Below are 21,068 nucleotides of genomic sequence, written 5' to 3'. Positions count from 1 at the left end.
CACGTCTATTTCTTTCCTTTGCGTACGTAGATCGTCTTGGTTTCCAGCTCAAAGTGCGACAACACCTTGCGCGGTGGGCTTTGGGAGCCACTGATAGTTTTGCTCACTTCCTGCGTGGAAATGCCAAGCTCCTTTGCGACGGCAGCTTGTGTGCCCTTTTGCTCAACCATATCGGCAAGCAGGTTCACGACCTCGCCCTGGGGGACGTGGATGATTTTCTCGGTATTCAATTTTCAGGCTTTCGTTATTTGGTTCGCGACTTTTTACGGCGTTCGCGTCCGGTGAATGTTTCCGTCTTCACCCAGTTTGGAGGAAGCTTGCCCGTCCAGCGGTAGCGCTTGTGGCGGCCTACTCCCTTGGCATTCTTGTGCCATTCAAAGCCCTTCGGATCATCGGCAGCATAGAGGATGCCTTCCTTCCGCAAATCCGAGATACGGGCCGAGGCGGCGTTGGTGCCGAACCTCTGGATGGTGTTCACGTCAATCCAGTCCGTCGTAATGAGGCGGTGCAGGATCTTGCAGCGGAGCGCAGAATCTTTGCGGATGGGCAGCGGCTTTTGGCAGGATGGCTTGCGGAAGAAGCTCAGGAGGGATTTGAGTTTCATTCACTGCCCTCCTCACTGTTGCGGCGAATATTAAGTTCGATAAGTTCTTTCTCACCGCAAGTAGCCACGATTTCAGAGACGCCTACCTGTCCGTCGTCAACCCAGTGCAGCACATCGTTGAAGCCGCTTCGCTGAATCGCGACGGATTGGCCCATACTGTCCGATACGGCATGGAGAAGACCGGCAAAGGCGTCGCCTATATCAAACCCTTCCATCAGCACCCATGCCTTAAGGTCGAGCAAGAAGGCATCCAATCGGTCGGTGGGGATCTTTTCACGGATGTCCGCAATGGTGCGGATTTCGGCTTGGAAGATATCGGCCATTACGCCGCCTCCTTCACGTCTTCATCGTCATCATCGTCTTCCCAACCCTCCACCCGCTTGGCGAAGGTATCTGAGTCCGCAATATCCAACTCCTCACAAACCCCTTTGCGGTAGACGATGCTTCCACAATTACTGCCAATATCCTCGTCGGCATACTCGACATGGAAAGAAAGGTCGGGCCACTTCGTGGAGAGAGCAGCGAATATCGGGCGCGGCGTATTCCATGCTGTGTCGAAAGTTATCTGATGCTCTCCAGTAACCTTCGTTTCATATGCATTCCATTTGGTACCCCAATGATGGCAACTCCATCCGTACCAAGTGGAAAACCCATGCTTATTGAGGTTTTTCACCCCGTTGCAGAAGTTTTCGACCGTATCTTCCTTGGCCGACATGAGAGCATCTTTCAGCAACTTCACAGGAAGCGTTACCATAAACTGGTTCTCAAAATGCCCGACCAACCCGTCTGATGTGATATTCAACTCCGGCGGCATCGGAATGATTTTGTTGAAGTCGATTTCTCGCGTCCCGCCCTCGTCCTCCGCGATCGACTTTATGGCGGCCAGACATGCGACTACTTTGTTTTCTTCACCCTGAATTGTCAGGATGTTTGTGATGTGGTTCGGCATTACCTCACTTTCTCTTAGGGTTGATTAGATAGCCAATGCCGCCAGCAGCAGGCCTGCGCACACGGCGAGCAGAACGCCGCGCACTTTGCTTTCCTTGCGTTCAGGCATCAAAGCCCCTGCGTAAGTGAAAATAGGTTGATTGAGATCGTACATCGTTGTTTCTTTCCTTGGTTATGGATGAACAGCCCCACAACCTGAAATAGTTGTAAACATATTTCTACAACTTTTTACTTGACGTGATTCACCACTACTTGCAGGATACTTTCAGCGGTTGCCGCTACACTAACCCCACGAAAGACTAACCTATGGATACTCAACTGGCCGTGCAGGGCGAACAAAGCCCAGCGCATAACATCATTGCCGTCATCGAGCGCGCCGCTACCAATCCCGATGTTGATATTGAGAAGATGGAGCGCCTGCTCGCCATGCAGGAACGCATTATGGAGCGTCAGGCCAAAGCGGATTTCAACGCGGCCATGAGCGACTGCCAAGCTGAAATGCAGCAAGTTCTTATGCGCCATGAAAACAAGGAAACCAAAAGTAAGCACGCCAAAATTGACGACGTGGATAATGTTGGACGACCCATCTACACCAAACACGGGTTTAGCCTGTCATTTTCCAGCACCGAAACGCTGGAAGGTCTCATTCATATGACCTGTACGGTTCGGCATCGTGCGGGACATGAGACCACCCTCACCAAATCCGGCTTCCGTGACGACACCGGCCCCAAAGGGGGCGCGACCAAAACCAAAATCCAAGGAAGCGCCAGTACCGGAACTTATCTTCGCCGATACCTGACGTGTGAGGCGTTCAACATCGTGACAACCGAAATGGTGCAGGCTGATAACGACGGCAATCGGTCTGTTCTCTTTATCTCTCCAACGCAAGTCAGCATCCTTGTTGAAAAGCTTGGCGGACCGGGCGAGAGGGTTGCTGAGTTCTGCAAGAGTGTAGGTTTGGAAGGACTACACGAGGCCGATGCCAGTGAATTTGACAAGCTGGTAGCCCGTGTGACGCGTTTCAATCAAATGTCCAACCCGAGCAATGGCCAACGATAGCGCTTTTTTCGTTATCGACAGCATGGAGAAGAGGCGTGCGGCGGTTGAATTTGTAGCCCGCATTGCCTCCAATCCCATCATGTCGGTCGAGGTAAAACCGCACCGACGTAGTCGTTCGGTTGCTCAAAACCGCCTGTACTGGATGTGGATTCACGTGCTGGCGGAACACACTGGCTACGATGAGCAGGAATTACACCTCTACTTCAGGGAGCATTTCCTTGGCTACGAGCCAATCATCATCCGCGAAAAGCGCGTGTTTACCCTCAAATCCACCACCGAACTGACCGTCCGACAATTTACCGACTATCTGAACCGTATCGGGCGCGTCGCCTACTTTCTCGAAGTGACACTTCCCTACCCAGACGAAGCCGACTTCGCACTAAACAACAAAGGAGAACCCATGAATTGAACCTCGAAGAAATCAACATCACGCAAGGGACGCCCGAATGGCACGCCGCGCGCGCTGGTTGGGTCACGTGCTCGGAACTATCCAGCCTCATGGCGAAGGGCGACGGCAAGATGCGCACGAAGTATATGCGCCAGTTGGCCGCCGAAGTACTCATCGGACGCAGCGCTTCCAGTTTCAAAGGAAACATCTACACGGAGATGGGAAAAGACACGGAACCCGTCGCGCGCGAATTGTTGGCGCTGGAGGTAGGTCGGCCCATAATCGAGACTGGTATCATCCGAAACCACGATATTGGCCTGTCATGCTCGCCAGATGGATTGTTGGGTGCCGACGAGATAGCCGAGTTCAAATGCTGCATTCCCACAGTGCAGATTGAACGGCTGGAAAAAGGGACGCTTCCCGCCGAGTACGTCCTACAAGTGCAAAGAAGCCTTTTGGTGACTGGCCGGACAGCTTGTTGGTTCCAGAGCTACTCGCCTGACCTTCCGCGCCTCGTCATTAGGGTTGAACCCGACCTTGCCAAGCATGATGAAATCCGTGAAGGCGTGCGCATTTTCCGCGAAGAACTTGCCGATCTGGTGTCAACAATTCGTGGAAAATACTGATGAATAGTCACCCGATCTCGCCCAACATGGCCAAGGTGAAGAAATGGGCCGACGACGCACTGATCGCGTTGGCCCTGATGAAAATGGATGACAGGCACCTTTGGAACGCTACCGCGCCACGGGGTGAGCAGCATTTCAACCACCGCCGCGTTTCTTACGTCTGTAGGGTTCTTCCTGAATACTGCAGCAAGTTTACCGACCTCGGCATTTCGGTGAGGTAGATCATGCATCAGGACCGTTACAAAACCTATGGACGTTCTTTTTCCGAGAAAAGCCTAGCCATCAAAATCTCTGAAAAGTTCTCTAGCGTCGAACAATTCTCTTCAGCCTTGAAGGTCGAGCGCCGACGTGTGTGGGATTGGTTAGAAGGCAAACGGCGTCCCGGACTTCACGCACTTCGGGATGTATGCAGCGTTTTGGGCTGTGCGGTCGATGACATTGCGCCGCTCATCGAAGGGTATAGGTCACCAGCGCCGCTTGCCGCCAATGGCATCTCAGATGCCAGATCAGTGGCTGCAACAGAGTGCCACGAAAACCGTCAGCGGCGCGCCGCCTATTTCCAGAAAGGACGTGCTTAATTCAACTTCTCTAGCGTGGCTCTCAGCAATTCCCGCTGGGAGCCATATTTTTGCTCCCACGGCTTTTTACCCATGAGATGGATCGCGTTTCGAGAATGCTGGTGGTGAGCCTCGCAAAGCGGAATGACCTCATCATCCTTCGCCTTCTGGCTCATACCCCGCCACTCGATACCGATAGGATGGTGGCAGGTGATCCGACCGCCGCACTCATGACCCCAATTTTCCGAGACCGCGCAGGCCAATTCGGCTACGCGGGCTATATAGGCGGGGTTCTTTTTCACCTCCTGATTCTGACGATATCGCTCAGCAGGGTCAATTCTTTCCCGACATTCTCATAAGTGCGGGAGGCTTCATCTTGGACATGCCTTTCCTCACATTCGCAATTTCAGAGCCATCACACCCGTATACGTACTTTCGAGCTTGTCCGATCTGGGTGCTATTTACATCACGGATTGTGCGGCTGAGTGGCTCCATAGCTACCTGCGCTCCGAAAAATTGCAGTGTGGCCGCTGTGAAAAGCTTTGTCGGACTTATTGGGAGCCAAATGTAGCCGTCTTCACGAAGAAGGCCTTTAGACATCATCAATGGACGATCAGACGTCAGTAAGCGCCTTTTGGCAGGACTGACATCAATGACCTTCCATTCCATACTTTTTATGAGGTCAAGAAACTTGCGGTTCTGGTTGTTTTTTACCGTGGAATTGATTGCGGCAATCTCGGAAGCATACGGGAACGCCATTGTCAGAAGTTCGGAAGCCGTCTCTGGATAGCCTTCCTTCTTCATCTTGGCATAGATCGCTTCCGTTTTTTGGTCGGGCTCCTTTAAAAGTTTTGCCGTGATCGCTTTAGCGGCCGCAATGTCATCGGGATTTCGGGTGGCAAGCGACAGAACAAACCGCGCCCAATGTTCTTCGTCTAGGCCCGTTAACGGAACGCCCGCGAGCAGTTTGTCGCGGACAATAGCGGCAGCGGTATCAACCTTATGATAGAAGAGTTTTTCAGCGTTCTGCTTCGTTTCCTCTGTGACGCCTGGCATCGTGTAGAGATTAGGTTCGTGCCCTGTTTCTTTCGTGAAAACGCGGCGTGACGATATTTGGCCTGAATGAGCAATTCGGCCATACTCCTCAAGCCGCTTATCCGTTTGCAAGTTTCGCCATGGTCTCAAGTAAAACTGTGGAATGTAATGGTGGCGCTCAGTCTTGGGCGCTGAATGTATTTTCGACAAAGCACACTCCATATTAAAGCGCGGAGCGTCCTTTATACCATTTGTTCCAATTGACGCCTTTACCCCGTTCGCGCGGATCGAATCATTCTCCACCGTATTTTTTGAGGAAAGCTTCAGCCCCTTGCTTCGTCGCAAAGCAATGAACGTTATAATGCTCATCCTCAAAGAACACGGAGTGCCCTCTTTCGCACCGCATGAGGCGTTTCTGGTGACAGAAATCGGCCATTTCCGCCCACCGCTTGCCCGAAGACAGGGATTCACGGAGGGCGATTTGATAAGGCCAACCGCTATCAATAGCGCTGGCGGTTAGTTCACCTTTACGTCTGGTCATCCGACGAATGTTCTATTTTTGTTCCACCGAGTCAACAGGAACCTTGAAAGCAATCTTTTCAAAAAGCTGCTTATTCTTTTTAGCAGTTGCAAGCTTCTTGAGGTCTCCGCTTTTCTCCGCGTCCTTAATCGCTTCATCCAAACCTTTGCCAATGCTTTCCAATGCCTTTGCAAACGCGTAGACCGCTCCAAGTATCTTAAGCGAGATGATCGCGGAGGGCGCGCTTCGAAAGAAGTCGTAATTATCCTTGAGGTCAACGCGGTCCAGAAAGGCCAGCCACGCCAGACCGCAGGCAATCGCCATTTCGGCAATTGCGAAGGCGTAAGGGTTGAACTTCTTCACCATGAACGCAAGCGTTCCCATACATCCAAACAGGACTGCTAGCATAAGGATCAGCTGACCGCGTGAAATATCGGCAAATGCGATGACTGTTCCGAAAAGCATTATACCCAAAATGATGTAAAGTGCCGTGCTCCATTGTTTGTTAGTCGTATTAGCGTTGTCCATAACTACCCCCGTGGAAAGTCTCCACATAGGCGCGAGGAAGTTAACGGCTTCTTCTCCGAAGCATGAAGTTCCGGTGATGGTGAAATGATCGCTAACGGGAAGCCCAACATTTTCATTTCTTGTCGCATCTTCCGCAGTTCATCAATTGCGGCAAGCAGGGTCTTACCATCACCGCAGTATTCTTTAATCAGACGCGATTCGTGTTCCTTCATGACTGGCTGAGCAGACGTTGCATCAGCGCTTGGCGCTTGAGCACGTTGTGGCCAATCGCTAACCGCACATCCGTCAGGAAGTGACCAAGCTCATCACCACTCCGTGCTCCCTTGCTCCACCAGTCGGCAGCTTTCTGAACGGCCCACAGAGGGTATTTCTGACAGGCATTTGCCCAGACCTTGAGATTGAGCGTGTGCTGCTCCTCCGACTTGGAGCGGAACCGCAGTTCACTCATGGCTACCTGAATGGCCTCCACCAGCAATTCGGGCTTACCCGTCGATGGTTTCATTGCCTGCCCCAACATCCACGAAGCTTGCGTCAATTGCGTCTTCTCGGCTTCCGAAAGGGTCGGGACTGGTATCAGCATCAGCGGTCGCCCCTCCATGTCCTTTGGCCCCCACTCCGAAGAGATCAGCCACTGTGCGATCACGGGCGGCAGCCACTGGGTCGTGGCGTTTATGGCTACCATGTCCGGCTCCGCCTCCAGCATTTGCAGCGCCTCGGCTTTGCCAGCGGGCAGCGTTACGGCACCACGTGTCCCAGCAGAGATCAATGCGTGTGTGCTTTGAACGAGCGCTGATGTGGTGGTTACGGAATTTGGCCCACTCGTCATCGATGGTGAGGACGCTGAGGTCGTGAGAGGCTGCGCGGTCGATGAATTCGGTGGGAATGCTGGCAAGGCCTTGGAGAGTGATTGCAATGCTTGTTGCAGGGTTGGCACGAGGGGAGGCTTTCGTTTTGGGCTTGGGAGATACAGAGGGTATTTCTCTGTCAGTTTTATTTTCATCAGTATTACTAGTAGGTGATTGTCCGGCGACGGGTTTCCCGTCTGCGGATTGGCCGTCGTCGGATAAATGCCAGTCGATGTGACTGAACACGCCCTTATCGTCGCGGACTTGCACCTTTATGAGCCAGCCGGTTTCAATCAGCTCTTTGATACCAGAACGGTAAGAATCGCGGCCATCGGCACTTTCGTTGACGAGTGCGTCTTCCATGTAGATCCAGTTGTCAGGCTTCGAGAAAAGCAGGCAATACAGGCCTTTTGCTTTCAAACTGAGGGCATCACTGCGAATGAGCGCGTTCGGCACCATGGTGAAGCCGCTAGGAGGCTTACGGAGCTTATTCATCAGCGGTCACCCGCTTGAATTCGACCACCCATACCCATGGGTTGGCGTACCAGTTTTTTACACCGTTTATTTTGGCCCACAGAAGTTTGAACGCCTTGCGTGGATCAACTTCCCATTCATGCCAATGCCACCCGTCATTATCATTGCCGGGAAGCCCATCGCGATCAGGAATGCCGTATTTGTAGGTAGCGCCACCATCTTTGCTTAGGCGGCTTAATCCCTCCGCCTTCGCGTCCTCCTGGGACAGATCATGCAGCCGTTCAGCGCGAACACTTACGATTTCCAGCAAGAGCCGGCAGCGATGCCGGTGCATATGAATGCTCGGCTTCCAAACATTGCCCATCTCTTCGATAGATTCAGGTACGTTTTCGAATTGGCCGGGAATACAATCTGGATAATCTGCCCGGTAGACCGTGATACCGGGATCGAAACTTCCTACCTCGGCCCAAGTCTCTCTCACCCATAATATGTCGCCGGGTTTACCGTAGGGACAGCGAAAGAGGGTATTGATGCCGTGGGCATTGTAGCCTTCGGCTGGCCCTTTAATTACGCGACGTGTTTGAGTTTTTTGACCTCTGAGAATGGCCCGAACCATTGGGCCGCTGAATAAAATAGGACGTTCCACATCCCCGTACTTTCATTGTTTATGCCGCCGTACTTTGCCGAAAATAAATCGGCGGGGCGTCAGGTGTACGGAACCTGCACCCGCCCCGCCATCACGATGAGTCAGGTTGTGAATGACTGCAAGAAAAACTTACCCACAGGTGGGCAAAGAAAAACCCGCCGGAGCGGGTTTTTCATGCGGCTACTGGCCGATCCAATATGGGGGAGAATCCGCTCACCCAACTAGTGCCGATCCCGAATAAAGTCATCATAAAGAGGCCGATGCAATATTTCAGTTGTATGCCTAGTCCAGTATAGCTCTTTCTTCCGGTATAGTTATTCGTCATGTCGTTTTCTCCCATCAGGTTAGTGGCACATCCAAGAATGGCCATCAAAATAGGTAACGACACTAGGAAGACGAGGGGATTCGAACCCAATACTGCCCATGAAACTTGAGAAATAGAGATATGAAGCCGATCCAGCAATTTCAACCCCAGCTTAGATAAATTTCATGATTCTTCGTGGCTTTCAATTCGTCCATGTCTGCGACATTGAACCCGTGCGATCTGCTGATGGTTCGGTTGATATGCTGATGCCGCAGGAACGGTACGCCAAGCGCGACCTGTACCCGCTAAACAGGTACGGTGCAGGCCCCTTCTGCAAGTTCAAGATACCCCGCACCTATGCCCACCCCGGCGTCTATGTCCTAACGATGGACGATGAAATCCGGTACATTGGGGAAACCAACAACCTCTCCCGTCGCTACAACATGGGGTACGGCACCATATCTCCGAAGAACTGCTACAAGGGCGGTCAGGAAACGAACGTGCGGATGAATAACCTCATTTATCAGGCGGCACGTTCCGGCGGGATTATTTCGCTGTGGTTTTACCAAACCGAGGACTTCAAGACCGTAGAGCTGGCTTTACGGCGCGAACACCGCGCGCCATGGAACAGGGTTTAGTTGTTTGCAGCCTGTGGATTGTGGAAACTTGTGCCGTACTGCATCGATTTTGTCGGGATGGGCGTGCTAAATACAGTGAAGTTGTTTCACGAGGTGCGCTTTGGACTGGCAGACAATTACATCCACGTGGGGTTTCAACCTAGCGTTCCTCGTGGGCACACTGCTCGCGGTCTACGCCCTATATCTGACGTTCAAATCGCGTCCCGTCTCTCGTCTTGCGTACGATACGACCGCCTCCACTATCGTAGGTGAGCAACAGGAGCCTTTCCGCAGAAGCCTCAAAATCACGTTTGAAGGGGTCGATGTCCCAAGAGCCACTTTTGCAAATATCTTCATCTGGAATGACGGAAATCAAACCATACGGCGTTCCGATATAACACCAAAAAAGCCGCTCAGGCTCACGCTTCCTGAAGGTGAGAAGTTCCTTCAATATAACCTCGCTTCAATGGCCGATGAAGCGATGGACGCCTCGATGAGCCTCAGCGAGGACGGCTCCTTGACTGTGAGCTTTGAATATATCGAGCCCGGACAGGGATTTGTGTGCGAAATCCTGCACACGGGGGAAAGCTCTTCCTTAAACCTTATTGGCGTCCTTATATCCGCCAAATCACCCGTAAAGAAATCGAGGGTACCAGTCTATACACTGAACTACTGGGCATGGATGTTGACCTTAGTTGGCGTTGCAGCAGGGTGGAGTAGCGCCGACATCTTTACAGCTGGCTATTTCGAAGGAATGACCTCACCAACAGCATGGTTCGCTTACGGCAGTATTGCATTGCTGGCAGTCATCATTATTGGTTCGGTACGCGCCTATCTGACCTTACGCAAGCCCCACAAAATGGATTTTGGGAAGAAGGCTGAAGCGAGTCCGCTAAGGACGTTCACTGATTGGACTGTGGTCTCTGACACTACCCCAAGCCCTCCCGAGCACCGTTAAATTTCTGGACGAGATTCTGCCTCCGGCGCACGATGGGTTCGTGAATAACTTCACGGAGAGCCATCATGAAAACATTCCGCGACGCCTTACGCGCCGATATCGAGGAGCAATTTGAGCTTCCTCACATGCCCCCGCCGATGACGGTTAAAAGGGCGCAAGACTTCACATGCGAACCTAATTCCAGCGCTTGCGATGAATGCCGCAGGCTGCTCAGACTTAAGACCAAACATTGAAGGGAGGTGTGCCTATCTCGGGAAGCAGGGAAAGGCCTCCGGCAATCCCGTGACCTGCCAAGCGTCCGGCCGCTTGTTAAACCATAGCCGACCAGTTCACCGGCCCTTGTAGCGAAAGTTACAGGGGCCTTTTCCTTTTTAGGAGGCTGCGATGATACGCTTTTACCTTGATGGTGGCGTGTCCGCCGCCAATGTTGACTTCTATCTGCTACCAAGCGGAATGCTACTTCCAAATCTGGACACGCAAAACATCACGTTCTGCACGAATATCGTTCTTGTAGTCGATGAAGTCGGGGTGACGCCCGAACAAATGGACATTCTCAGGAACTTCGCAAAAACGCAGGAAGTGGTGATTCCGTTTCTGCCGAATTAGGCCCCTCAGTGGGGCCTTTTATTTTGCACCCGTGCTTCGCACCCACCCATCATCCACCCTTACGGGTGCAATGAGGGCAGAGACCATGGCGCTAGATCAACACCCCAAGCCACGTGTCTTGAGGCGGGAGAATCCCTTTACTCCTTGATGCGGTAAGGCTCTAACCCTGCTTTGTCTTTGATGCCCAGTTCCTTGGCCCAACGTGGAATACCTCCGCGCCCGCTGAACTCCTCACCGTTCGGCCCGCGATACTGGGGCTTCGGGCTAGAGCGGCCACGCTCTGCCTTTGATGACTTTCCAGAGATCGCATCGAGTGCATGAAGCTTTTTCATAAGCTCGGCACGTTCTGCATCGACTTTTCCCGTTAAAGCCTTCTGTGCATCGGCTATGAGGCTTTGAAGGTCAGACATTGAAAGGTCGTCAAGTTTGATACTGTGAGCCATGTACGCTCTCCATTGTGTTGGGCATAAAGGTATAAGCCTTCCCCGCTAAAAGTCTACCTATGGACAAATAGTTGTAGAAATCCGTTTACAACTTTAAGTATTCAGGTGAATATGATGAGACAAGGAAAGAAACCCCAATGACTACCTCCATCAATCTTCAAGGCGAAACCCTCAAACAAGAGTTGGCCACGCAACGGGACTACCCCACCTACTTCTACATCGACCCAAACCAGTTTGACGGTGATGATGCAGCAAGTGAATACGCTTCCCGTCACCACCTTGTTGATGTCCGTTTCGATGTCCTTGGCGTGGCCAAAATGGCTGCTGACGTCCTTGCGAAAATGGTCGGCCACCGTGTGACGGTTGAGCAGGTAACGGAAACAAGTTTGCTCGGGCGGGAGTATGAAACGGCCTATACGGCACTTCTGGACAATCCTGGCATTCTCTCGCGGTAGATTTGATGAAAAGCGCCGACGCCTCCCATTTCTTCCATCTGCTCAATCTTCAGGGGGAGGCATTAGCCCCTCCCCCTCCAGCGCGAACTAGGAACGAGAAATTGGCCTTCCTCGCCGCCAGAACCAAGGCCGAGGAAATGACGCTGCCGACCATTGAGGACTTCCGGCGTGCTAAAAATGAACGAATGAAAGATTTGAGACGTGAATACGCCAAACCACGCCTTAGCCGCTGAGAACGCGGCCAAGATTATCCAGAAAGCAGATGAATTAGGTCGCGTCGGCGGATGGGATACCATCGACTACCCTGTAGCTGTTGCCTATCTAGCGCTGCGGGAGCGCCTTCAAGCCATCATAGACTGGGCTGACTTTGCGTTGGAGAACCCCGCAGAACTAGACAAAGGCGGCGTTAAGAATCTTAGCGGGCCGGTTTTTGATGAAGCGCGTGCCGCCCTCGCCCATCAGTAAAGGATAGCACTATCTCTTAGGCCAATCCTTGTAGCGGTGCGCATGCAGGTCCAAATTGCCCATCATCTTGCCCCACTGCTCCGCCATCCAGCCTTTCCGGTTCCCATACATACCTCCAACCTTGAAGGCATATACGTCTGCAAGCTGAAGCATGCGGGAGTGATGTGACCGGCAGAAGTGGACGCTGTCAACCAGACTGACAATGTTGATGCCCCATTTGGTCGGAGTTCCGTGCTGGCGGTACTTCTGGAAGTCACGCACCATGTTGTGCGCCTGCTCGTCATCGAGATCGCCAATCAGCAGCGAGCTGCTTTTGGACGGGATAGCCATCTCCGCCCGCTCCACGAAATGCTGGAACGCTGTCTCCGGTGCGATATCGCCCCATAGCTTCGTCGTATCGATAGAGGCGTATACGCGCTTGACGTCTTCGGCTTCCGCAATGATTTTGTAGAGCTGTTCGAAGACCTCCAACCGCTTCTTGGCATCCACTCCTTTGAAGTGGGACTTACCGAAATATAGGTAGCTAGCGTGAAATTCGGTTTCTTTTACCAGCTCGCGGGAGCCAAACACCTCTTCGGACAAATCCGACACGGCTTTCTCGATTGCACCAATCTGTGAAGCAGGCACCACAAGCCCGGCGACCACGTAGTGGTTCTGCCCGTTCTTTGGCATAGCTTTCACTTCATCAAAATAGGTTACGTACATGTGCGGCTCCAACGATTCGAACGCACCACAGTACCACTCGCTTCAACGCAGGAAAGCGCACCACGGAGGGAAGCCGTGAGGCGCTTTAAGCGGTACTGGAGGTACTTTCCTGTGGCGCGCGGGTGGCGCGTAAACATACGCCACCGCATGCATTTCTGTGCCCCTTTAAGCATTCACGCGCCAGTTAGGGCATTCTAATTTTGCAGCAGTAACAACGCCCTAGTGGATTAGAGGCGATAAGCGATGGAGTCGTTCCAGAAACGGTCCAGACGCTGAAGCATCTTGTTCATTTCTGCGAACTCGCCGGTGCCGATGCCGCCGACTTTTTCGATGGAGCCGATGTGGCGCTCATAGAGGCCTGCTACGGTTTCTGCGATGTCCTGGCCCTTTTCGGTCAGGCTGATGCGAACCGAGCGGCGGTCGATGCGGGAGCGCTGGTGGTTGATGAAGCCGAGGTCTACCAGCTTCTTGACGTTGTAGGACACGTTGGAGCCGAGGTAGTAACCACGCGAGCGCAGCTCGCCGGCGGTCAGTTCGGATGTGCCGATGTTGAAAAGCAGGAGCGCCTGAACTGCGTTGACATCATCGCGACCCTGACGGTCGAACTCGTCCTTGATGACATCGAGAAGGCGGCGGTGGAGGCGCTCGACCAGGTGGAGCGATTCCATATAAAGGGAGCGGATGGTTTCATCCTGGGTTTCTGCTGCGACTGCCTGTGGCTTTGCTTTGCTATTGATCATGACTGCCTCACTGTTTTGTTTGGCGGTGTTTGTTTGTTTCCCGCCTTGAGACCAAATCTAAGCAATGCGCATAAAATTCTACTTAAAATGCAGGATTAATGAATGGTTACCTGCATGTTCCGCTTTTGAGGCAAGCTGTACCATGTCCAAAATAGACATAATCACTGCTATATTTTTCAATGACTTACGAGGAAAAAATGGAAAAAATCCGGGCTGAATTGCTTTAATTTTATGGTAAATCAATTCTTGAGCGTTCATCGTTTTGGCGCGCATCGAGCCAAAAAGCGACCTGGAATAGTATATAAACCGTTGATACGATGCCGTGCATGACAGGTACCATGGTGTTGTTTCCGTAAATATTCGGCCAGACCTTGTACATGGCGATCTGGGTACCCGCACCGATGACCCACATGACCGCCCCCCAGGACGCGCCGAGCCATAAGCCCAGCGCCGCGACGGGAAAGACAACGGCAAGGCTGGTGCCTGCAACACGCCATGGCATGTTGAGCATATCGAAGCGCGCCAACCCGTTCAGCGAATAACCCGTGAGCATCGCCCAATATTGCAGGCCAAACCAGAAACACGAAAGCGCCACCAGCCTTAAGAAGGTGATGTAGAGAATTTCGGCGAGCGACATTTTGGGCTGCGGTAGAGAATCAGGTTCCATGGGGCGACGATAATGACCTGTTGCGGGCACGACCAGCAGATATTGCGCTGCGAGACGCAGTTGTCAAAGCCAGTAACGATCTGTCGCATTCGCATGGCGCATTCGGTGTGTTATGTCGGGACGGACTAAGAAGGACATAATGATGAACGACAAGACACATCTCGTAGATCACATCACCGGCCACCGCCGCATGCGCAGAAACCGCAAGGCGGACTGGACGCGTCGGCTGGTGCGTGAAAACATGCTGACGGTGGATGATTTCATCTGGCCGGTCTTCATCGTGCCGGGCACCAACATTCTCGAGCCCATCCCCTCCATGCCCGGCGTCAACCGAATGAGTGTCGACAGGGCCCTGGAAGCCGTCAAGGAAGCCGCCGATCTCGGCATTCCCGCCATCACCACCTTCCCCAACATCGACATGGGCCTGCGTGACGAAACCGGCTCGCAGGTGCTGGAAGCCAATAACCTCATCAATCAGGCGACGCTTGCCATCAAGAAAGCCGTGCCGAACATCGGCGTCATCACCGATGTCGCCCTAGACCCGTTCACCAGCCATGGCCATGACGGCATTCTGCGCGGCGAGCTCATCGTCAATGACGAGACGGTGGATCAGGTCGTCAAGGCCGCGATCATGCAGGCCGATGCGGGCTCCGACATCATATCGCCCTCCGAGATGATGGACGGGCGCATCGGTGCCATCCGCCGCGGGCTGGATGCGGCTGGCCACCAAGACGTCGGCATCATGTCCTATGCGACGAAATTCTCCTCTGGCTTCTACGGCCCTTATCGCGAGGCCATCTCCACCAGCGGGCTGCTGAAGGGCGACAAGAACAGCTATTACATCAGCCCGGCCAATGGCACGGAAGCGGTGCGCGATGCCGCACTGGATGTCGAAGAAGGCGCCGACATGCTGATGGTCAAACCCGGCCTGCCCTATCTCGATATCTGTTGGCGCTTGAAGGAGGCCTTCGGCCTGCCAACCTTTGCCTATCAGGTGTCGGGCGAGTACACGCAGATCAAGGCAGCCGCCATGAATGGCTGGATCGATGGTGACAGGGTGATGATGGAAACGCTGCTGTGCTTCAAACGCGCAGGCTGCGACGGTATCCTGACCTATTTTGCCGTGGAAGCTGCAAAAAAACTCGCCAAGGGCTGAGGCCACGGATTATTGCATTTGGCGGCGTCGACACCATATTCTTTTCGAACAGGAGAAACCGTCGATGAGCCTCGACCCGAATGCCACCTATGTCCCTACCGAAGACTGGCGCGCCTATAGCGGCGTGCTGAGCCGTCGCGCCTTTGCGTTCATCATCGATTATATCATCGTGGCCCTTCTGTGCATTCCGGCCGCTGTGATCATCTTTTTCCTTGGTGTCCTGACACTTGGCTTGGGGTTCATGCTTTTTCCCGCCATCTTCGTCATTGTGGCGGTGCTTTACTTTGGCATGACGCTTGGCAGTTCGGCGCAGGCAACGCCTGGCATGCGGGCAGCCGGAATTGCCATGGCGCGGACGAATGGCGGGCGAGTCGATTTTCTGTTGGCAACGGTGCACATCGCCTTGTTCTGGATTCTCAACTCGGTTCTGACGCCGTTCATTTTGCTGGCTGGACTGTTTACGGAACGCTCGCGTCTGCTGCACGACTTCCTTCTCGGCACCGTTATCGTTAGAACAATCTGAAATTCAAATAAAAGCCGCCCTTTGCGGCTTCAAATTGAAGTGCGATCCACCTGCAACAGTTGACGTTTTCCATCTTTTTGTCATTCTGATGCGCAGGTTTGACTGCGGATTGTCGGCCGCTGGCCGGAGAAGGGAGCGATGAGGGTTCGATGAACACGCAAGCCACACCTTCTCCGCAATTCTATCTGACAGCGCCCGCGACATGCCCTTATCTGCCGGGCCAGTTGGAACGCAAGGTGTTTACCCATCTCGTTGGCCCCCGCGCGCCCGAGATGAACGATCTTCTCACGCAAGGTGGTTTCCGCCGGTCTCAAAATATCGCGTACCGCCCGGCCTGCGAAACGTGTCGCGCCTGTGTGTCTGTGCGCATTCTGGCCGATCGCTTCACGCCAACCAAATCCATGCGCCGGGTTCTGGCAACCAACAATGATCTGGTCGCCACAGTCCATCATTCCGAACCCTCGACAGAACAATTCTCGCTCTTCCGCCGCTATCTAGACAGGCGTCACCAGTCCGGGGGCATGTCGGACATGTCGGCACTGGACTATGCCGTCATGGTCGAAGACACCCACGTCAACACCCGTATCATCGAATACCGCAAGCGCGAGCCAGGCTACGGCATCGATGAGACCAAACGGGGCGAGCTGGTTGCCGTGGCGCTCACCGATACAATGAGCGACGGGCTCTCGATGGTCTATTCCTTCTTCAATCCGGATTTCGAAAAGCGTTCGCTCGGTACCTTCCTCATTCTCGATCACATCGCGAGAACCCGCACACTCGGCCTGCCGCATGTTTATCTCGGTTACTGGGTCGATGGCTCCGACAAGATGGGCTACAAGACCCGTTACCACCCGCAAGAGCATCTGACGCCACGCGGTTGGGAAGTCTACGAGCCGGAGACGAGCGCGCTTCAAACACCATGATGACCAGCAGGACAACGCGTGCCAATACGATTTAAGACCATTCTCGCAGCGGGCCTGATCGCCTCATCGGCGTCATCCGCCCATGCGCAAACCAGCTGGAGCCCCAGCGAACAGATCAAGACATATGCCATCACCGGAAACACCGGCTTTTCCCTTTACGAATCGATCGGTGAGCGTGGCCCGCAGGCCGGCGTGCAAGCCGTGGCGCACACCACCTTCAAGCTGACATGGCGGCGCGATTACCGTCCGCAGCCGGACGGCGCCTGTGTGCTGGCGACAGCGCGACCCAATCTCACCATCATCTACACCTGGCCGAAAGCATCGGCAAAGCTTTCGCCCGATGTCTCCGCCAGCTGGCAGCGCTTCATCTCGGGCGTTGAAAAACACGAGCGGGTGCACGGCGCACATATTCTCGACATGGTGAAAAAGATCGAAGCCTTCAGCGTCGGCCTGCGCGCTGAAAACGATCCAAAATGCCAGAAAGTCCGCGAAGTCTTGCAGGCCCGATTGGGCGAACTCTCCAACGAGCAGCGCCAGCGCGGCCGGGATTTCGACAGGGATGAACTCTCAAATGGCGGTGCGGTGCACCAACTCATTCTGGCGCTGGTGAATGGCCCATAACGGCAATCGTTACTCCGCCGCCTCGCCCTTCAAAACCGGCTCCGCAAGAATGGCGATTTCCAGCTCGTAGGAATAGCCCTCCAGCATCGTATAGGCCTGCTCGATGACCTCGATCTGCGTCTCGGCATTGCGAATGGCATCGGCAATCGACTGGCTGCGCGCCCGCAGCATGGAGCCCAGCACATCGGTTTCCGGCTTGCGACCCAGCCGGTCCATATGCTTGCGCACGCGGGCGCGGTGGCGCTCCAGTTCCAGAATATGGAACCGGCTTTTCAAAATATCGTCCGTCAGCTTGCGGCGCATGGCCGCGACCGGATCGAAACTGCCTGGCTCGCGTTCATCCAGAATGAACTCGTTGACCAGCGTTTCCAGCATCAGCAGACCCTTGAGATCCTTGGCATCGGCCAGCTGAGGGTCATATCCCGTATCGTCGAAAACCTTGCGCCTGACAGGGTCTTTCAAAAGGTCGTAGGCCAGTTGCAGCTTTTCAAATTGCTCGGCGTCGCCACCACTGTCGGGGTGGGCGCTCTTGGCCACCTTGCGATAGGCAGACTTGATCGCTGCCTCATCGGCATCGCGCCCAACACCCAGCAAAACATAAGGATCGATCACCGAAACACCTGTATCCGCATTCTTCAAAACAGCCCGTATCCGCAACGAACAGATCCGACCACCACCGCATCATACGAAATTTTACCCGCCCAAGGCACCCCTCGCCTGCGGTTTTGAACGCAAAACGACAGTAAAGCCCGCGCTGTTGCCGGCAGCGCTCCGCCATTGCCTGCAAATTTGTCCGCCGCGTGGCAGCGATGACACCAGGCATGACAAAGATGTGGAAAGCATCATCTGAGACGGATTCACCGCGATCAAAAAGTGAGGTAGACACCGCGTTAACCACTGGTTTCAAGGCGTTATGGCCTAATTCTGAAACGTGTTGTACTTTAGAATTCACTTTGGGGAGAGAGGGTCACTACGATGTCACAAACAATAACACAGACGGTCACCGATTACGTGCAGGCAATGACCGATGCGGACGCCAGCCTGCTGCGCGAGGTGTTCGATCCGCGTGCCAGCATCGTGGGAAATTACGAGGGCGCGACGGAGTGGCTGTCGTTGGAGGACTTCATCCACCAGACCCGCTCCGCCGATCAGGGCCAGACCGCACACCAACCACAGTTCGAAATCCTCGGCATCGACCAGACCGGCGATACAGCATCCGTCAAACTTACGGTCCACCTATCCGGAATGGATTTTTGCGAATATCTCTCTTTGCTGGAACGAGACAAAAACTGGACCATCATCCACCGCCTCTATTATCTCCAGGGATAAAAAAGCCGCCAGACCAGCGATAGCCCATCATTTTTCTGCACCACAGTGAAATTTCCACTTTACACCACCAGAGAATCTGATAATTCCACCCGCACTGGATTGCCCTTGTAGCTCAGTTGGTAGAGCACCTGATTTGTAATCAGGGGGTCACGAGTTCGAACCTTGTCGGGGGCACCAGTTTTCTTTTTAAAATCAGACAAATAGCCGATTTTGCGAGACATCTTGCGACATCGCAAGGCTGATATCTGTCGTATTGTGTCTGACAAGTCGCATATCCCAAGCGTGTCGACGCCCACATGCTCGGTCAGAGTTCACTCATATTTTATCAGATAAGCTCGCGCAAAATACACGCTGCAAGGATGTTTCCCGGCGTGTTGCGCCATTACTACATCAATTGCTCATAAACTGTATATTCTAAACTCCACATATAAGGGAGAAGAAAAATGAATAAAGTCATTACAACTGCCGCTTTCATCCTTGCTGCCTCGACTGCGATGGCCGCGGATGCTGTCTATGAAGTGCCACAAGCGCCGATCGCAAATGACGCGCCCCTGTTTTCTTGGAGCGGCTTCACAGTGGGTGTTCAGGGCGGATATGGCTGGAACAATCAGGACGTCAGCATTCCAGGCTCTGGACTTGGCGACGCGTCGGCTGATTTCGATGGTGCAGTTCTTGGCGGCTTCGTTGGATATAACCACCAGTTCAGCAACAATTGGGTCGTCGGTCTCGAAGCCGATTTCGACAAGAATTGGGGTGATGACTCCGTGACCCTCGTCGCTCCAGTGTCGCTGGACTACGGATTTGACTGGCAGGGTTCCGTGCGTGGCCGCGTCGGTTATGCTTTCGATCGCGCTCTCTTCTATGGAACGGCTGGCTGGGCATATGCGCGCGGCTATGCTGAAGTTCCTGGCATCATCGATGAAAAAGAAACCTTCAACGGATACACAGTCGGCGTTGGCCTCGACTATGCTTTCACGGATATGGTCTTTGGACGTGTCGAATACCGCTACACTGATTTCGGCGACAAGGATTTCAACTTCGGCGGTGGCACTCTCAATTCAGATATCGACCAGCACGCAGTTCGCGTCGGCCTTGGCGTCAAATTTTAAGTCCGAAATATCTGATCGTCACAAAAAGCCCGGCGCGTTGTCGGGCTTTTTTGTGGGCGAGACTGACGTACGCCGCACGTCACCCCAAATCCAGCGTCATCACCACTGGGCAATGGTCCGAGGCCTTTGGCCTATCCCACCCCGTGCGCGGGTAACGATCCACCTCCTGCCCCGGCGGGAAGATGGTGCGATAAGGCTGACCACCGCGGATGATTACAGGGGCGCTGTTAGCATTGACCTCTGCCAAATGCGGTGAGAGCCAGATGTAGTCGAGTTGGCAGAGATGCTGTTCCTGCGGGCCGCGGGAGTGGTAGAGGGTCCAGCGGTCCATCTCGTCACGGCGTTGCATGGGGTTTACGGCAAAGCCGTCCTTGCTGAGAATATCGAGAGCGCTGCGCTCCTCTTTTATCGGCGTGAAGCTGTAGCCGGTGCGGCGGTTGCCGGAAATGATGACTCGCTCCTGATAGTCGTTCATGTCGCCGCAGATGGCGAAATTCATGGAGCGGGCCTTGTACGCGCCGAAGCGGTTTTCGATGATGCGGCGGATGGCCCTTACCTCCGCTTCGCGTACCGGCATGGTGCCCAGCCTCGCGTCACCGGCCTCACGGGCGTTGGTCATGGATTTTAGATGCGTTACATAAAGCGTGAACGGTTTGCCGCCGATGCGCAGGTCTAGCTCGAGGCAATCCCGTTTGAAAATCTTGTCGTCGATGCGGTTGGTGAGCGCCAGTTCCGGCGTGAAAAGTTCAAGCTCGCGATAGGTCAGCGTCGCATGGCTTTTGATCTCGACAAGCTCGATCTTGTCGCCATCCAGCGTTTCGTCGCGCATGATGACGGCGACATCGATGCCGCGGCTGTCATTGCCTTCCACCAGATATTTCTGGCGGTAACCATTGCCCACCATGCGATAGAGATAGCCGTATTCGAAGGCCTGCAAGGCGGCCATGTTATCGACTTCCTGAAGGCAGAGAATGTCGGCATCCGCATCGGCAATGGCCAGAGCCGAAAGCTGGCGGGTATCATCGGTCGATGCCAGCATGCGGGCGCTTTCCAGCGCCTGGTAGGTCGCCTCGTCGCGCACATCGAAAAGCTGCATGGCCCGGTCGCGCCGCGTCTGGTTGCGAAAGCCGGTATAATCGAAACGCGTCATCAGGTTTTCGATGTTGAACGTGGCAAGCCGCAGCGACATGAATCATTCCCGGTTGGTCTCAGGTCAG

At 53.9% G+C, this 21,068-nt stretch carries 34 protein-coding genes and 1 tRNA gene; 18 read left to right on the top strand and 17 right to left on the bottom strand.

The window, feature by feature from the left end; translation table 11 throughout:
- Positions 1-5: 5 nt before the first annotated feature.
- From RRU01S_RS03815 to RRU01S_RS26680, 5 genes are read right to left on the bottom strand one after another with little or no spacing between them, the layout of a single operon-like run.
- On the bottom strand, positions 6-230 hold the full coding sequence (locus tag RRU01S_RS03815) for a helix-turn-helix domain-containing protein (protein WP_045228923.1): 225 nt from the start codon (positions 228-230) through the stop codon (positions 6-8).
- Between the two features lie 14 nt (positions 231-244).
- Entirely contained in the window at positions 245-604 is a 360-nt protein-coding gene (locus RRU01S_RS03810) for a hypothetical protein (protein WP_045228922.1), read from the bottom strand.
- Positions 601-927, bottom strand: a complete 327-nt coding sequence (locus RRU01S_RS03805) for a hypothetical protein (protein WP_045228921.1) — start codon at positions 925-927, stop codon at positions 601-603. Before RRU01S_RS03805 ends, RRU01S_RS03810 begins: the two co-directional genes overlap by 4 nt.
- A complete protein-coding gene (locus tag RRU01S_RS24960) occupies positions 927-1,553 on the bottom strand; it encodes a DUF1281 family ferredoxin-like fold protein (RefSeq protein WP_052815941.1) in 627 nt (208 codons plus the stop codon). Before RRU01S_RS24960 ends, RRU01S_RS03805 begins: the two co-directional genes overlap by 1 nt.
- Before the next feature lie 24 nt (positions 1,554-1,577).
- The gene (locus RRU01S_RS26680; protein ID WP_268822148.1) at positions 1,578-1,706 is read right to left on the bottom strand and encodes a hypothetical protein; all 129 of its coding nucleotides are present in this window, start codon (positions 1,704-1,706) and stop codon (positions 1,578-1,580) included.
- A gap of 152 nt (positions 1,707-1,858) precedes the next feature.
- Between RRU01S_RS26680 and RRU01S_RS03795 the strand changes: the two genes are divergently transcribed.
- From RRU01S_RS03795 to RRU01S_RS03775, 5 genes are read left to right on the top strand one after another with little or no spacing between them, the layout of a single operon-like run.
- Positions 1,859-2,611, top strand: coding sequence for an ERF family protein (locus RRU01S_RS03795; protein WP_052815939.1), 753 nt, complete (start codon positions 1,859-1,861; stop codon positions 2,609-2,611).
- Positions 2,598-3,020, top strand: a complete 423-nt coding sequence (locus tag RRU01S_RS26160) for a NinB/YbcN family protein (RefSeq protein WP_045228920.1) — start codon at positions 2,598-2,600, stop codon at positions 3,018-3,020. Before RRU01S_RS03795 ends, RRU01S_RS26160 begins: the two co-directional genes overlap by 14 nt.
- On the top strand, positions 3,017-3,625 hold the full coding sequence (locus RRU01S_RS03785) for a lambda exonuclease family protein (RefSeq protein ID WP_052815937.1): 609 nt from the start codon (positions 3,017-3,019) through the stop codon (positions 3,623-3,625). Before RRU01S_RS26160 ends, RRU01S_RS03785 begins: the two co-directional genes overlap by 4 nt.
- Positions 3,625-3,846 (top strand): hypothetical protein, encoded by a 222-nt coding sequence (locus tag RRU01S_RS03780; protein WP_045228919.1) that lies wholly within the window; start codon positions 3,625-3,627, stop codon positions 3,844-3,846. The genes RRU01S_RS03785 and RRU01S_RS03780 overlap by 1 nt, the downstream gene beginning before the upstream one ends.
- Positions 3,847-3,849: 3 nt before the next feature.
- Positions 3,850-4,203, top strand: coding sequence for a helix-turn-helix domain-containing protein (locus RRU01S_RS03775; RefSeq protein ID WP_045228918.1), 354 nt, complete (start codon positions 3,850-3,852; stop codon positions 4,201-4,203).
- Here RRU01S_RS03775 and RRU01S_RS03770 read toward each other — a convergent pair.
- From RRU01S_RS03770 to RRU01S_RS03745, 6 genes are all read right to left on the bottom strand, one after another.
- Positions 4,200-4,484, bottom strand: a complete 285-nt coding sequence (locus RRU01S_RS03770) for a DUF968 domain-containing protein (protein WP_045228917.1) — start codon at positions 4,482-4,484, stop codon at positions 4,200-4,202. The two genes, RRU01S_RS03775 and RRU01S_RS03770, sit on opposite strands and share 4 nt — an antisense overlap.
- Positions 4,485-4,515: 31 nt before the next feature.
- Complete coding sequence (locus RRU01S_RS03765; protein ID WP_045228916.1) at positions 4,516-5,586, bottom strand: DUF4238 domain-containing protein; 1,071 nt, start codon at positions 5,584-5,586, stop codon at positions 4,516-4,518.
- Positions 5,587-5,770: 184 nt separating this feature from the next.
- Positions 5,771-6,265 (bottom strand): hypothetical protein, encoded by a 495-nt coding sequence (locus tag RRU01S_RS03760; RefSeq protein ID WP_045228915.1) that lies wholly within the window; start codon positions 6,263-6,265, stop codon positions 5,771-5,773.
- A gap of 208 nt (positions 6,266-6,473) precedes the next feature.
- Positions 6,474-6,767, bottom strand: coding sequence for a hypothetical protein (locus RRU01S_RS26045; protein ID WP_131367756.1), 294 nt, complete (start codon positions 6,765-6,767; stop codon positions 6,474-6,476).
- Positions 6,748-7,605, bottom strand: a complete 858-nt coding sequence (locus RRU01S_RS26040) for a helix-turn-helix domain-containing protein (RefSeq protein WP_131367755.1) — start codon at positions 7,603-7,605, stop codon at positions 6,748-6,750. The genes RRU01S_RS26045 and RRU01S_RS26040 overlap by 20 nt, the downstream gene beginning before the upstream one ends.
- Entirely contained in the window at positions 7,598-8,230 is a 633-nt protein-coding gene (locus RRU01S_RS03745) for an ASCH domain-containing protein (RefSeq protein ID WP_209806505.1), read from the bottom strand. The genes RRU01S_RS26040 and RRU01S_RS03745 overlap by 8 nt, the downstream gene beginning before the upstream one ends.
- 489 nt (positions 8,231-8,719) lie before the next feature.
- Here RRU01S_RS03745 and RRU01S_RS03740 point away from each other — a divergent pair, with 489 nt between their 5' ends.
- The 3 genes from RRU01S_RS03740 (at position 8,720) to RRU01S_RS03730 (ending at position 10,715) form a co-directional block, all read left to right on the top strand.
- Positions 8,720-9,172, top strand: a complete 453-nt coding sequence (locus RRU01S_RS03740) for a GIY-YIG nuclease family protein (RefSeq protein WP_052815935.1) — start codon at positions 8,720-8,722, stop codon at positions 9,170-9,172.
- 100 nt (positions 9,173-9,272) lie between these two features.
- Entirely contained in the window at positions 9,273-10,109 is an 837-nt protein-coding gene (locus RRU01S_RS03735) for a hypothetical protein (RefSeq protein WP_045228911.1), read from the top strand.
- A 384-nt stretch (positions 10,110-10,493) separates the two neighbouring features.
- Positions 10,494-10,715, top strand: a complete 222-nt coding sequence (locus RRU01S_RS03730) for a hypothetical protein (RefSeq protein ID WP_045228910.1) — start codon at positions 10,494-10,496, stop codon at positions 10,713-10,715.
- A gap of 137 nt (positions 10,716-10,852) precedes the next feature.
- Here RRU01S_RS03730 and RRU01S_RS03725 read toward each other — a convergent pair whose 3' ends face one another.
- The gene (locus tag RRU01S_RS03725; RefSeq protein ID WP_045228909.1) at positions 10,853-11,158 is read right to left on the bottom strand and encodes an H-NS histone family protein; all 306 of its coding nucleotides are present in this window, start codon (positions 11,156-11,158) and stop codon (positions 10,853-10,855) included.
- Between the two features lie 137 nt (positions 11,159-11,295).
- On the opposite strand from RRU01S_RS03725, the gene RRU01S_RS03720 reads away from it, so the two are divergent.
- The 3 genes from RRU01S_RS03720 to RRU01S_RS03715 are packed head-to-tail and all read left to right on the top strand — an operon-like array spanning position 11,296 to position 12,078.
- Positions 11,296-11,613 (top strand): hypothetical protein, encoded by a 318-nt coding sequence (locus RRU01S_RS03720; RefSeq protein WP_045228908.1) that lies wholly within the window; start codon positions 11,296-11,298, stop codon positions 11,611-11,613.
- Between the two features lie 5 nt (positions 11,614-11,618).
- Complete coding sequence (locus tag RRU01S_RS26155; RefSeq protein WP_165572202.1) at positions 11,619-11,846, top strand: hypothetical protein; 228 nt, start codon at positions 11,619-11,621, stop codon at positions 11,844-11,846.
- The gene (locus RRU01S_RS03715; RefSeq protein ID WP_045228907.1) at positions 11,815-12,078 is read left to right on the top strand and encodes a hypothetical protein; all 264 of its coding nucleotides are present in this window, start codon (positions 11,815-11,817) and stop codon (positions 12,076-12,078) included. Before RRU01S_RS26155 ends, RRU01S_RS03715 begins: the two co-directional genes overlap by 32 nt.
- 9 nt (positions 12,079-12,087) lie before the next feature.
- Here RRU01S_RS03715 and RRU01S_RS03710 read toward each other — a convergent pair whose 3' ends face one another.
- From RRU01S_RS03710 to RRU01S_RS03700, 3 genes are all read right to left on the bottom strand, one after another.
- On the bottom strand, positions 12,088-12,783 hold the full coding sequence (locus tag RRU01S_RS03710; protein WP_045228906.1) for a DUF3800 domain-containing protein: 696 nt from the start codon (positions 12,781-12,783) through the stop codon (positions 12,088-12,090).
- Between the two features lie 227 nt (positions 12,784-13,010).
- The gene (gene ldtR, locus RRU01S_RS03705) at positions 13,011-13,520 is read right to left on the bottom strand and encodes a transcriptional regulator LdtR (protein WP_174447681.1); all 510 of its coding nucleotides are present in this window, start codon (positions 13,518-13,520) and stop codon (positions 13,011-13,013) included.
- Between the two features lie 232 nt (positions 13,521-13,752).
- Entirely contained in the window at positions 13,753-14,190 is a 438-nt protein-coding gene (locus RRU01S_RS03700; protein WP_045228904.1) for a DUF6163 family protein, read from the bottom strand.
- A 142-nt stretch (positions 14,191-14,332) separates the two neighbouring features.
- On the opposite strand from RRU01S_RS03700, the gene hemB reads away from it, so the two are divergent.
- The 4 genes from hemB (at position 14,333) to RRU01S_RS03680 (ending at position 17,413) form a co-directional block, all read left to right on the top strand.
- On the top strand, positions 14,333-15,346 hold the full coding sequence (hemB, locus tag RRU01S_RS03695) for a porphobilinogen synthase (protein WP_045228960.1): 1,014 nt from the start codon (positions 14,333-14,335) through the stop codon (positions 15,344-15,346).
- A 64-nt stretch (positions 15,347-15,410) separates the two neighbouring features.
- Positions 15,411-15,869, top strand: a complete 459-nt coding sequence (locus RRU01S_RS03690; RefSeq protein WP_045228903.1) for an RDD family protein — start codon at positions 15,411-15,413, stop codon at positions 15,867-15,869.
- 149 nt (positions 15,870-16,018) lie between these two features.
- Positions 16,019-16,792 (top strand): arginyltransferase, encoded by a 774-nt coding sequence (locus RRU01S_RS03685; protein WP_045228902.1) that lies wholly within the window; start codon positions 16,019-16,021, stop codon positions 16,790-16,792.
- Positions 16,793-16,831: 39 nt separating this feature from the next.
- Positions 16,832-17,413 (top strand): DUF922 domain-containing Zn-dependent protease, encoded by a 582-nt coding sequence (locus tag RRU01S_RS03680; RefSeq protein WP_045228959.1) that lies wholly within the window; start codon positions 16,832-16,834, stop codon positions 17,411-17,413.
- A gap of 9 nt (positions 17,414-17,422) precedes the next feature.
- On the opposite strand, the gene RRU01S_RS03675 is transcribed toward RRU01S_RS03680, so the two are convergent.
- Positions 17,423-18,025 (bottom strand): J domain-containing protein, encoded by a 603-nt coding sequence (locus tag RRU01S_RS03675; protein WP_045228958.1) that lies wholly within the window; start codon positions 18,023-18,025, stop codon positions 17,423-17,425.
- Positions 18,026-18,388: 363 nt separating this feature from the next.
- Between RRU01S_RS03675 and RRU01S_RS03670 the strand changes: the two genes are divergently transcribed.
- The 3 genes from RRU01S_RS03670 to RRU01S_RS03660 all read left to right on the top strand — a co-directional run bounded on the left by RRU01S_RS03670 (position 18,389) and on the right by RRU01S_RS03660 (position 19,851).
- Entirely contained in the window at positions 18,389-18,742 is a 354-nt protein-coding gene (locus RRU01S_RS03670) for a nuclear transport factor 2 family protein (protein WP_045228901.1), read from the top strand.
- A 101-nt stretch (positions 18,743-18,843) separates the two neighbouring features.
- Positions 18,844-18,919, top strand: a tRNA-Thr gene (locus tag RRU01S_RS03665).
- Positions 18,920-19,185: 266 nt separating this feature from the next.
- Positions 19,186-19,851, top strand: coding sequence for an outer membrane protein (locus RRU01S_RS03660; protein WP_045228900.1), 666 nt, complete (start codon positions 19,186-19,188; stop codon positions 19,849-19,851).
- Positions 19,852-19,930: 79 nt separating this feature from the next.
- Here RRU01S_RS03660 and RRU01S_RS03655 read toward each other — a convergent pair whose 3' ends face one another.
- Positions 19,931-21,040: an endonuclease/exonuclease/phosphatase family protein gene (locus RRU01S_RS03655; RefSeq protein ID WP_045228899.1), complete on the bottom strand. Its 1,110-nt coding sequence runs from the start codon at positions 21,038-21,040 to the stop codon at positions 19,931-19,933.
- Positions 21,041-21,068 lie beyond the last annotated feature (28 nt).

Source organism: Agrobacterium rubi TR3 = NBRC 13261 (assembly GCF_000739935.1).
Lineage (GTDB): Bacteria > Pseudomonadota > Alphaproteobacteria > Rhizobiales > Rhizobiaceae > Agrobacterium > Agrobacterium rubi.
The sequence above is the reverse complement of the archived record's forward strand: the minus strand, read 5'-3'. Positions and strand labels throughout refer to the sequence as shown.

What these genes read in the sequence shown, in the direction of transcription:
- hemB (WP_045228960.1), top strand. Translation starts at nt 14,333, where the DNA reads ATGAACGACAAGACACATCTCGTAGATCACATCACCGGCCACCGCCGC.
- RRU01S_RS03765 (WP_045228916.1), bottom strand. Translation starts at nt 5,586, where the DNA reads ATGAGCATTATAACGTTCATTGCTTTGCGACGAAGCAAGGGGCTGAAG.
- RRU01S_RS03660 (WP_045228900.1), top strand. Translation starts at nt 19,186, where the DNA reads ATGAATAAAGTCATTACAACTGCCGCTTTCATCCTTGCTGCCTCGACT.
- RRU01S_RS03670 (WP_045228901.1), top strand. Translation starts at nt 18,389, where the DNA reads ATGTCACAAACAATAACACAGACGGTCACCGATTACGTGCAGGCAATG.
- RRU01S_RS03730 (WP_045228910.1), top strand. Translation starts at nt 10,494, where the DNA reads ATGATACGCTTTTACCTTGATGGTGGCGTGTCCGCCGCCAATGTTGAC.
- RRU01S_RS03720 (WP_045228908.1), top strand. Translation starts at nt 11,296, where the DNA reads ATGACTACCTCCATCAATCTTCAAGGCGAAACCCTCAAACAAGAGTTG.
- RRU01S_RS03810 (WP_045228922.1), bottom strand. Translation starts at nt 604, where the DNA reads ATGAAACTCAAATCCCTCCTGAGCTTCTTCCGCAAGCCATCCTGCCAA.
- RRU01S_RS03710 (WP_045228906.1), bottom strand. Translation starts at nt 12,783, where the DNA reads ATGTACGTAACCTATTTTGATGAAGTGAAAGCTATGCCAAAGAACGGG.
- RRU01S_RS03700 (WP_045228904.1), bottom strand. Translation starts at nt 14,190, where the DNA reads ATGGAACCTGATTCTCTACCGCAGCCCAAAATGTCGCTCGCCGAAATT.
- RRU01S_RS26040 (WP_131367755.1), bottom strand. Translation starts at nt 7,605, where the DNA reads ATGAATAAGCTCCGTAAGCCTCCTAGCGGCTTCACCATGGTGCCGAAC.
- RRU01S_RS26155 (WP_165572202.1), top strand. Translation starts at nt 11,619, where the DNA reads ATGAAAAGCGCCGACGCCTCCCATTTCTTCCATCTGCTCAATCTTCAG.
- RRU01S_RS03795 (WP_052815939.1), top strand. Translation starts at nt 1,859, where the DNA reads ATGGATACTCAACTGGCCGTGCAGGGCGAACAAAGCCCAGCGCATAAC.
- RRU01S_RS03685 (WP_045228902.1), top strand. Translation starts at nt 16,019, where the DNA reads ATGAACACGCAAGCCACACCTTCTCCGCAATTCTATCTGACAGCGCCC.
- RRU01S_RS26045 (WP_131367756.1), bottom strand. Translation starts at nt 6,767, where the DNA reads ATGAAACCATCGACGGGTAAGCCCGAATTGCTGGTGGAGGCCATTCAG.
- RRU01S_RS24960 (WP_052815941.1), bottom strand. Translation starts at nt 1,553, where the DNA reads ATGCCGAACCACATCACAAACATCCTGACAATTCAGGGTGAAGAAAAC.
- RRU01S_RS03780 (WP_045228919.1), top strand. Translation starts at nt 3,625, where the DNA reads ATGAATAGTCACCCGATCTCGCCCAACATGGCCAAGGTGAAGAAATGG.
- RRU01S_RS26160 (WP_045228920.1), top strand. Translation starts at nt 2,598, where the DNA reads ATGGCCAACGATAGCGCTTTTTTCGTTATCGACAGCATGGAGAAGAGG.
- RRU01S_RS03760 (WP_045228915.1), bottom strand. Translation starts at nt 6,265, where the DNA reads ATGGACAACGCTAATACGACTAACAAACAATGGAGCACGGCACTTTAC.
- RRU01S_RS03740 (WP_052815935.1), top strand. Translation starts at nt 8,720, where the DNA reads ATGATTCTTCGTGGCTTTCAATTCGTCCATGTCTGCGACATTGAACCC.
- RRU01S_RS03805 (WP_045228921.1), bottom strand. Translation starts at nt 927, where the DNA reads ATGGCCGATATCTTCCAAGCCGAAATCCGCACCATTGCGGACATCCGT.
- RRU01S_RS03775 (WP_045228918.1), top strand. Translation starts at nt 3,850, where the DNA reads ATGCATCAGGACCGTTACAAAACCTATGGACGTTCTTTTTCCGAGAAA.
- RRU01S_RS03725 (WP_045228909.1), bottom strand. Translation starts at nt 11,158, where the DNA reads ATGGCTCACAGTATCAAACTTGACGACCTTTCAATGTCTGACCTTCAA.
- RRU01S_RS26680 (WP_268822148.1), bottom strand. Translation starts at nt 1,706, where the DNA reads ATGTACGATCTCAATCAACCTATTTTCACTTACGCAGGGGCTTTGATG.
- RRU01S_RS03690 (WP_045228903.1), top strand. Translation starts at nt 15,411, where the DNA reads ATGAGCCTCGACCCGAATGCCACCTATGTCCCTACCGAAGACTGGCGC.
- RRU01S_RS03655 (WP_045228899.1), bottom strand. Translation starts at nt 21,040, where the DNA reads ATGTCGCTGCGGCTTGCCACGTTCAACATCGAAAACCTGATGACGCGT.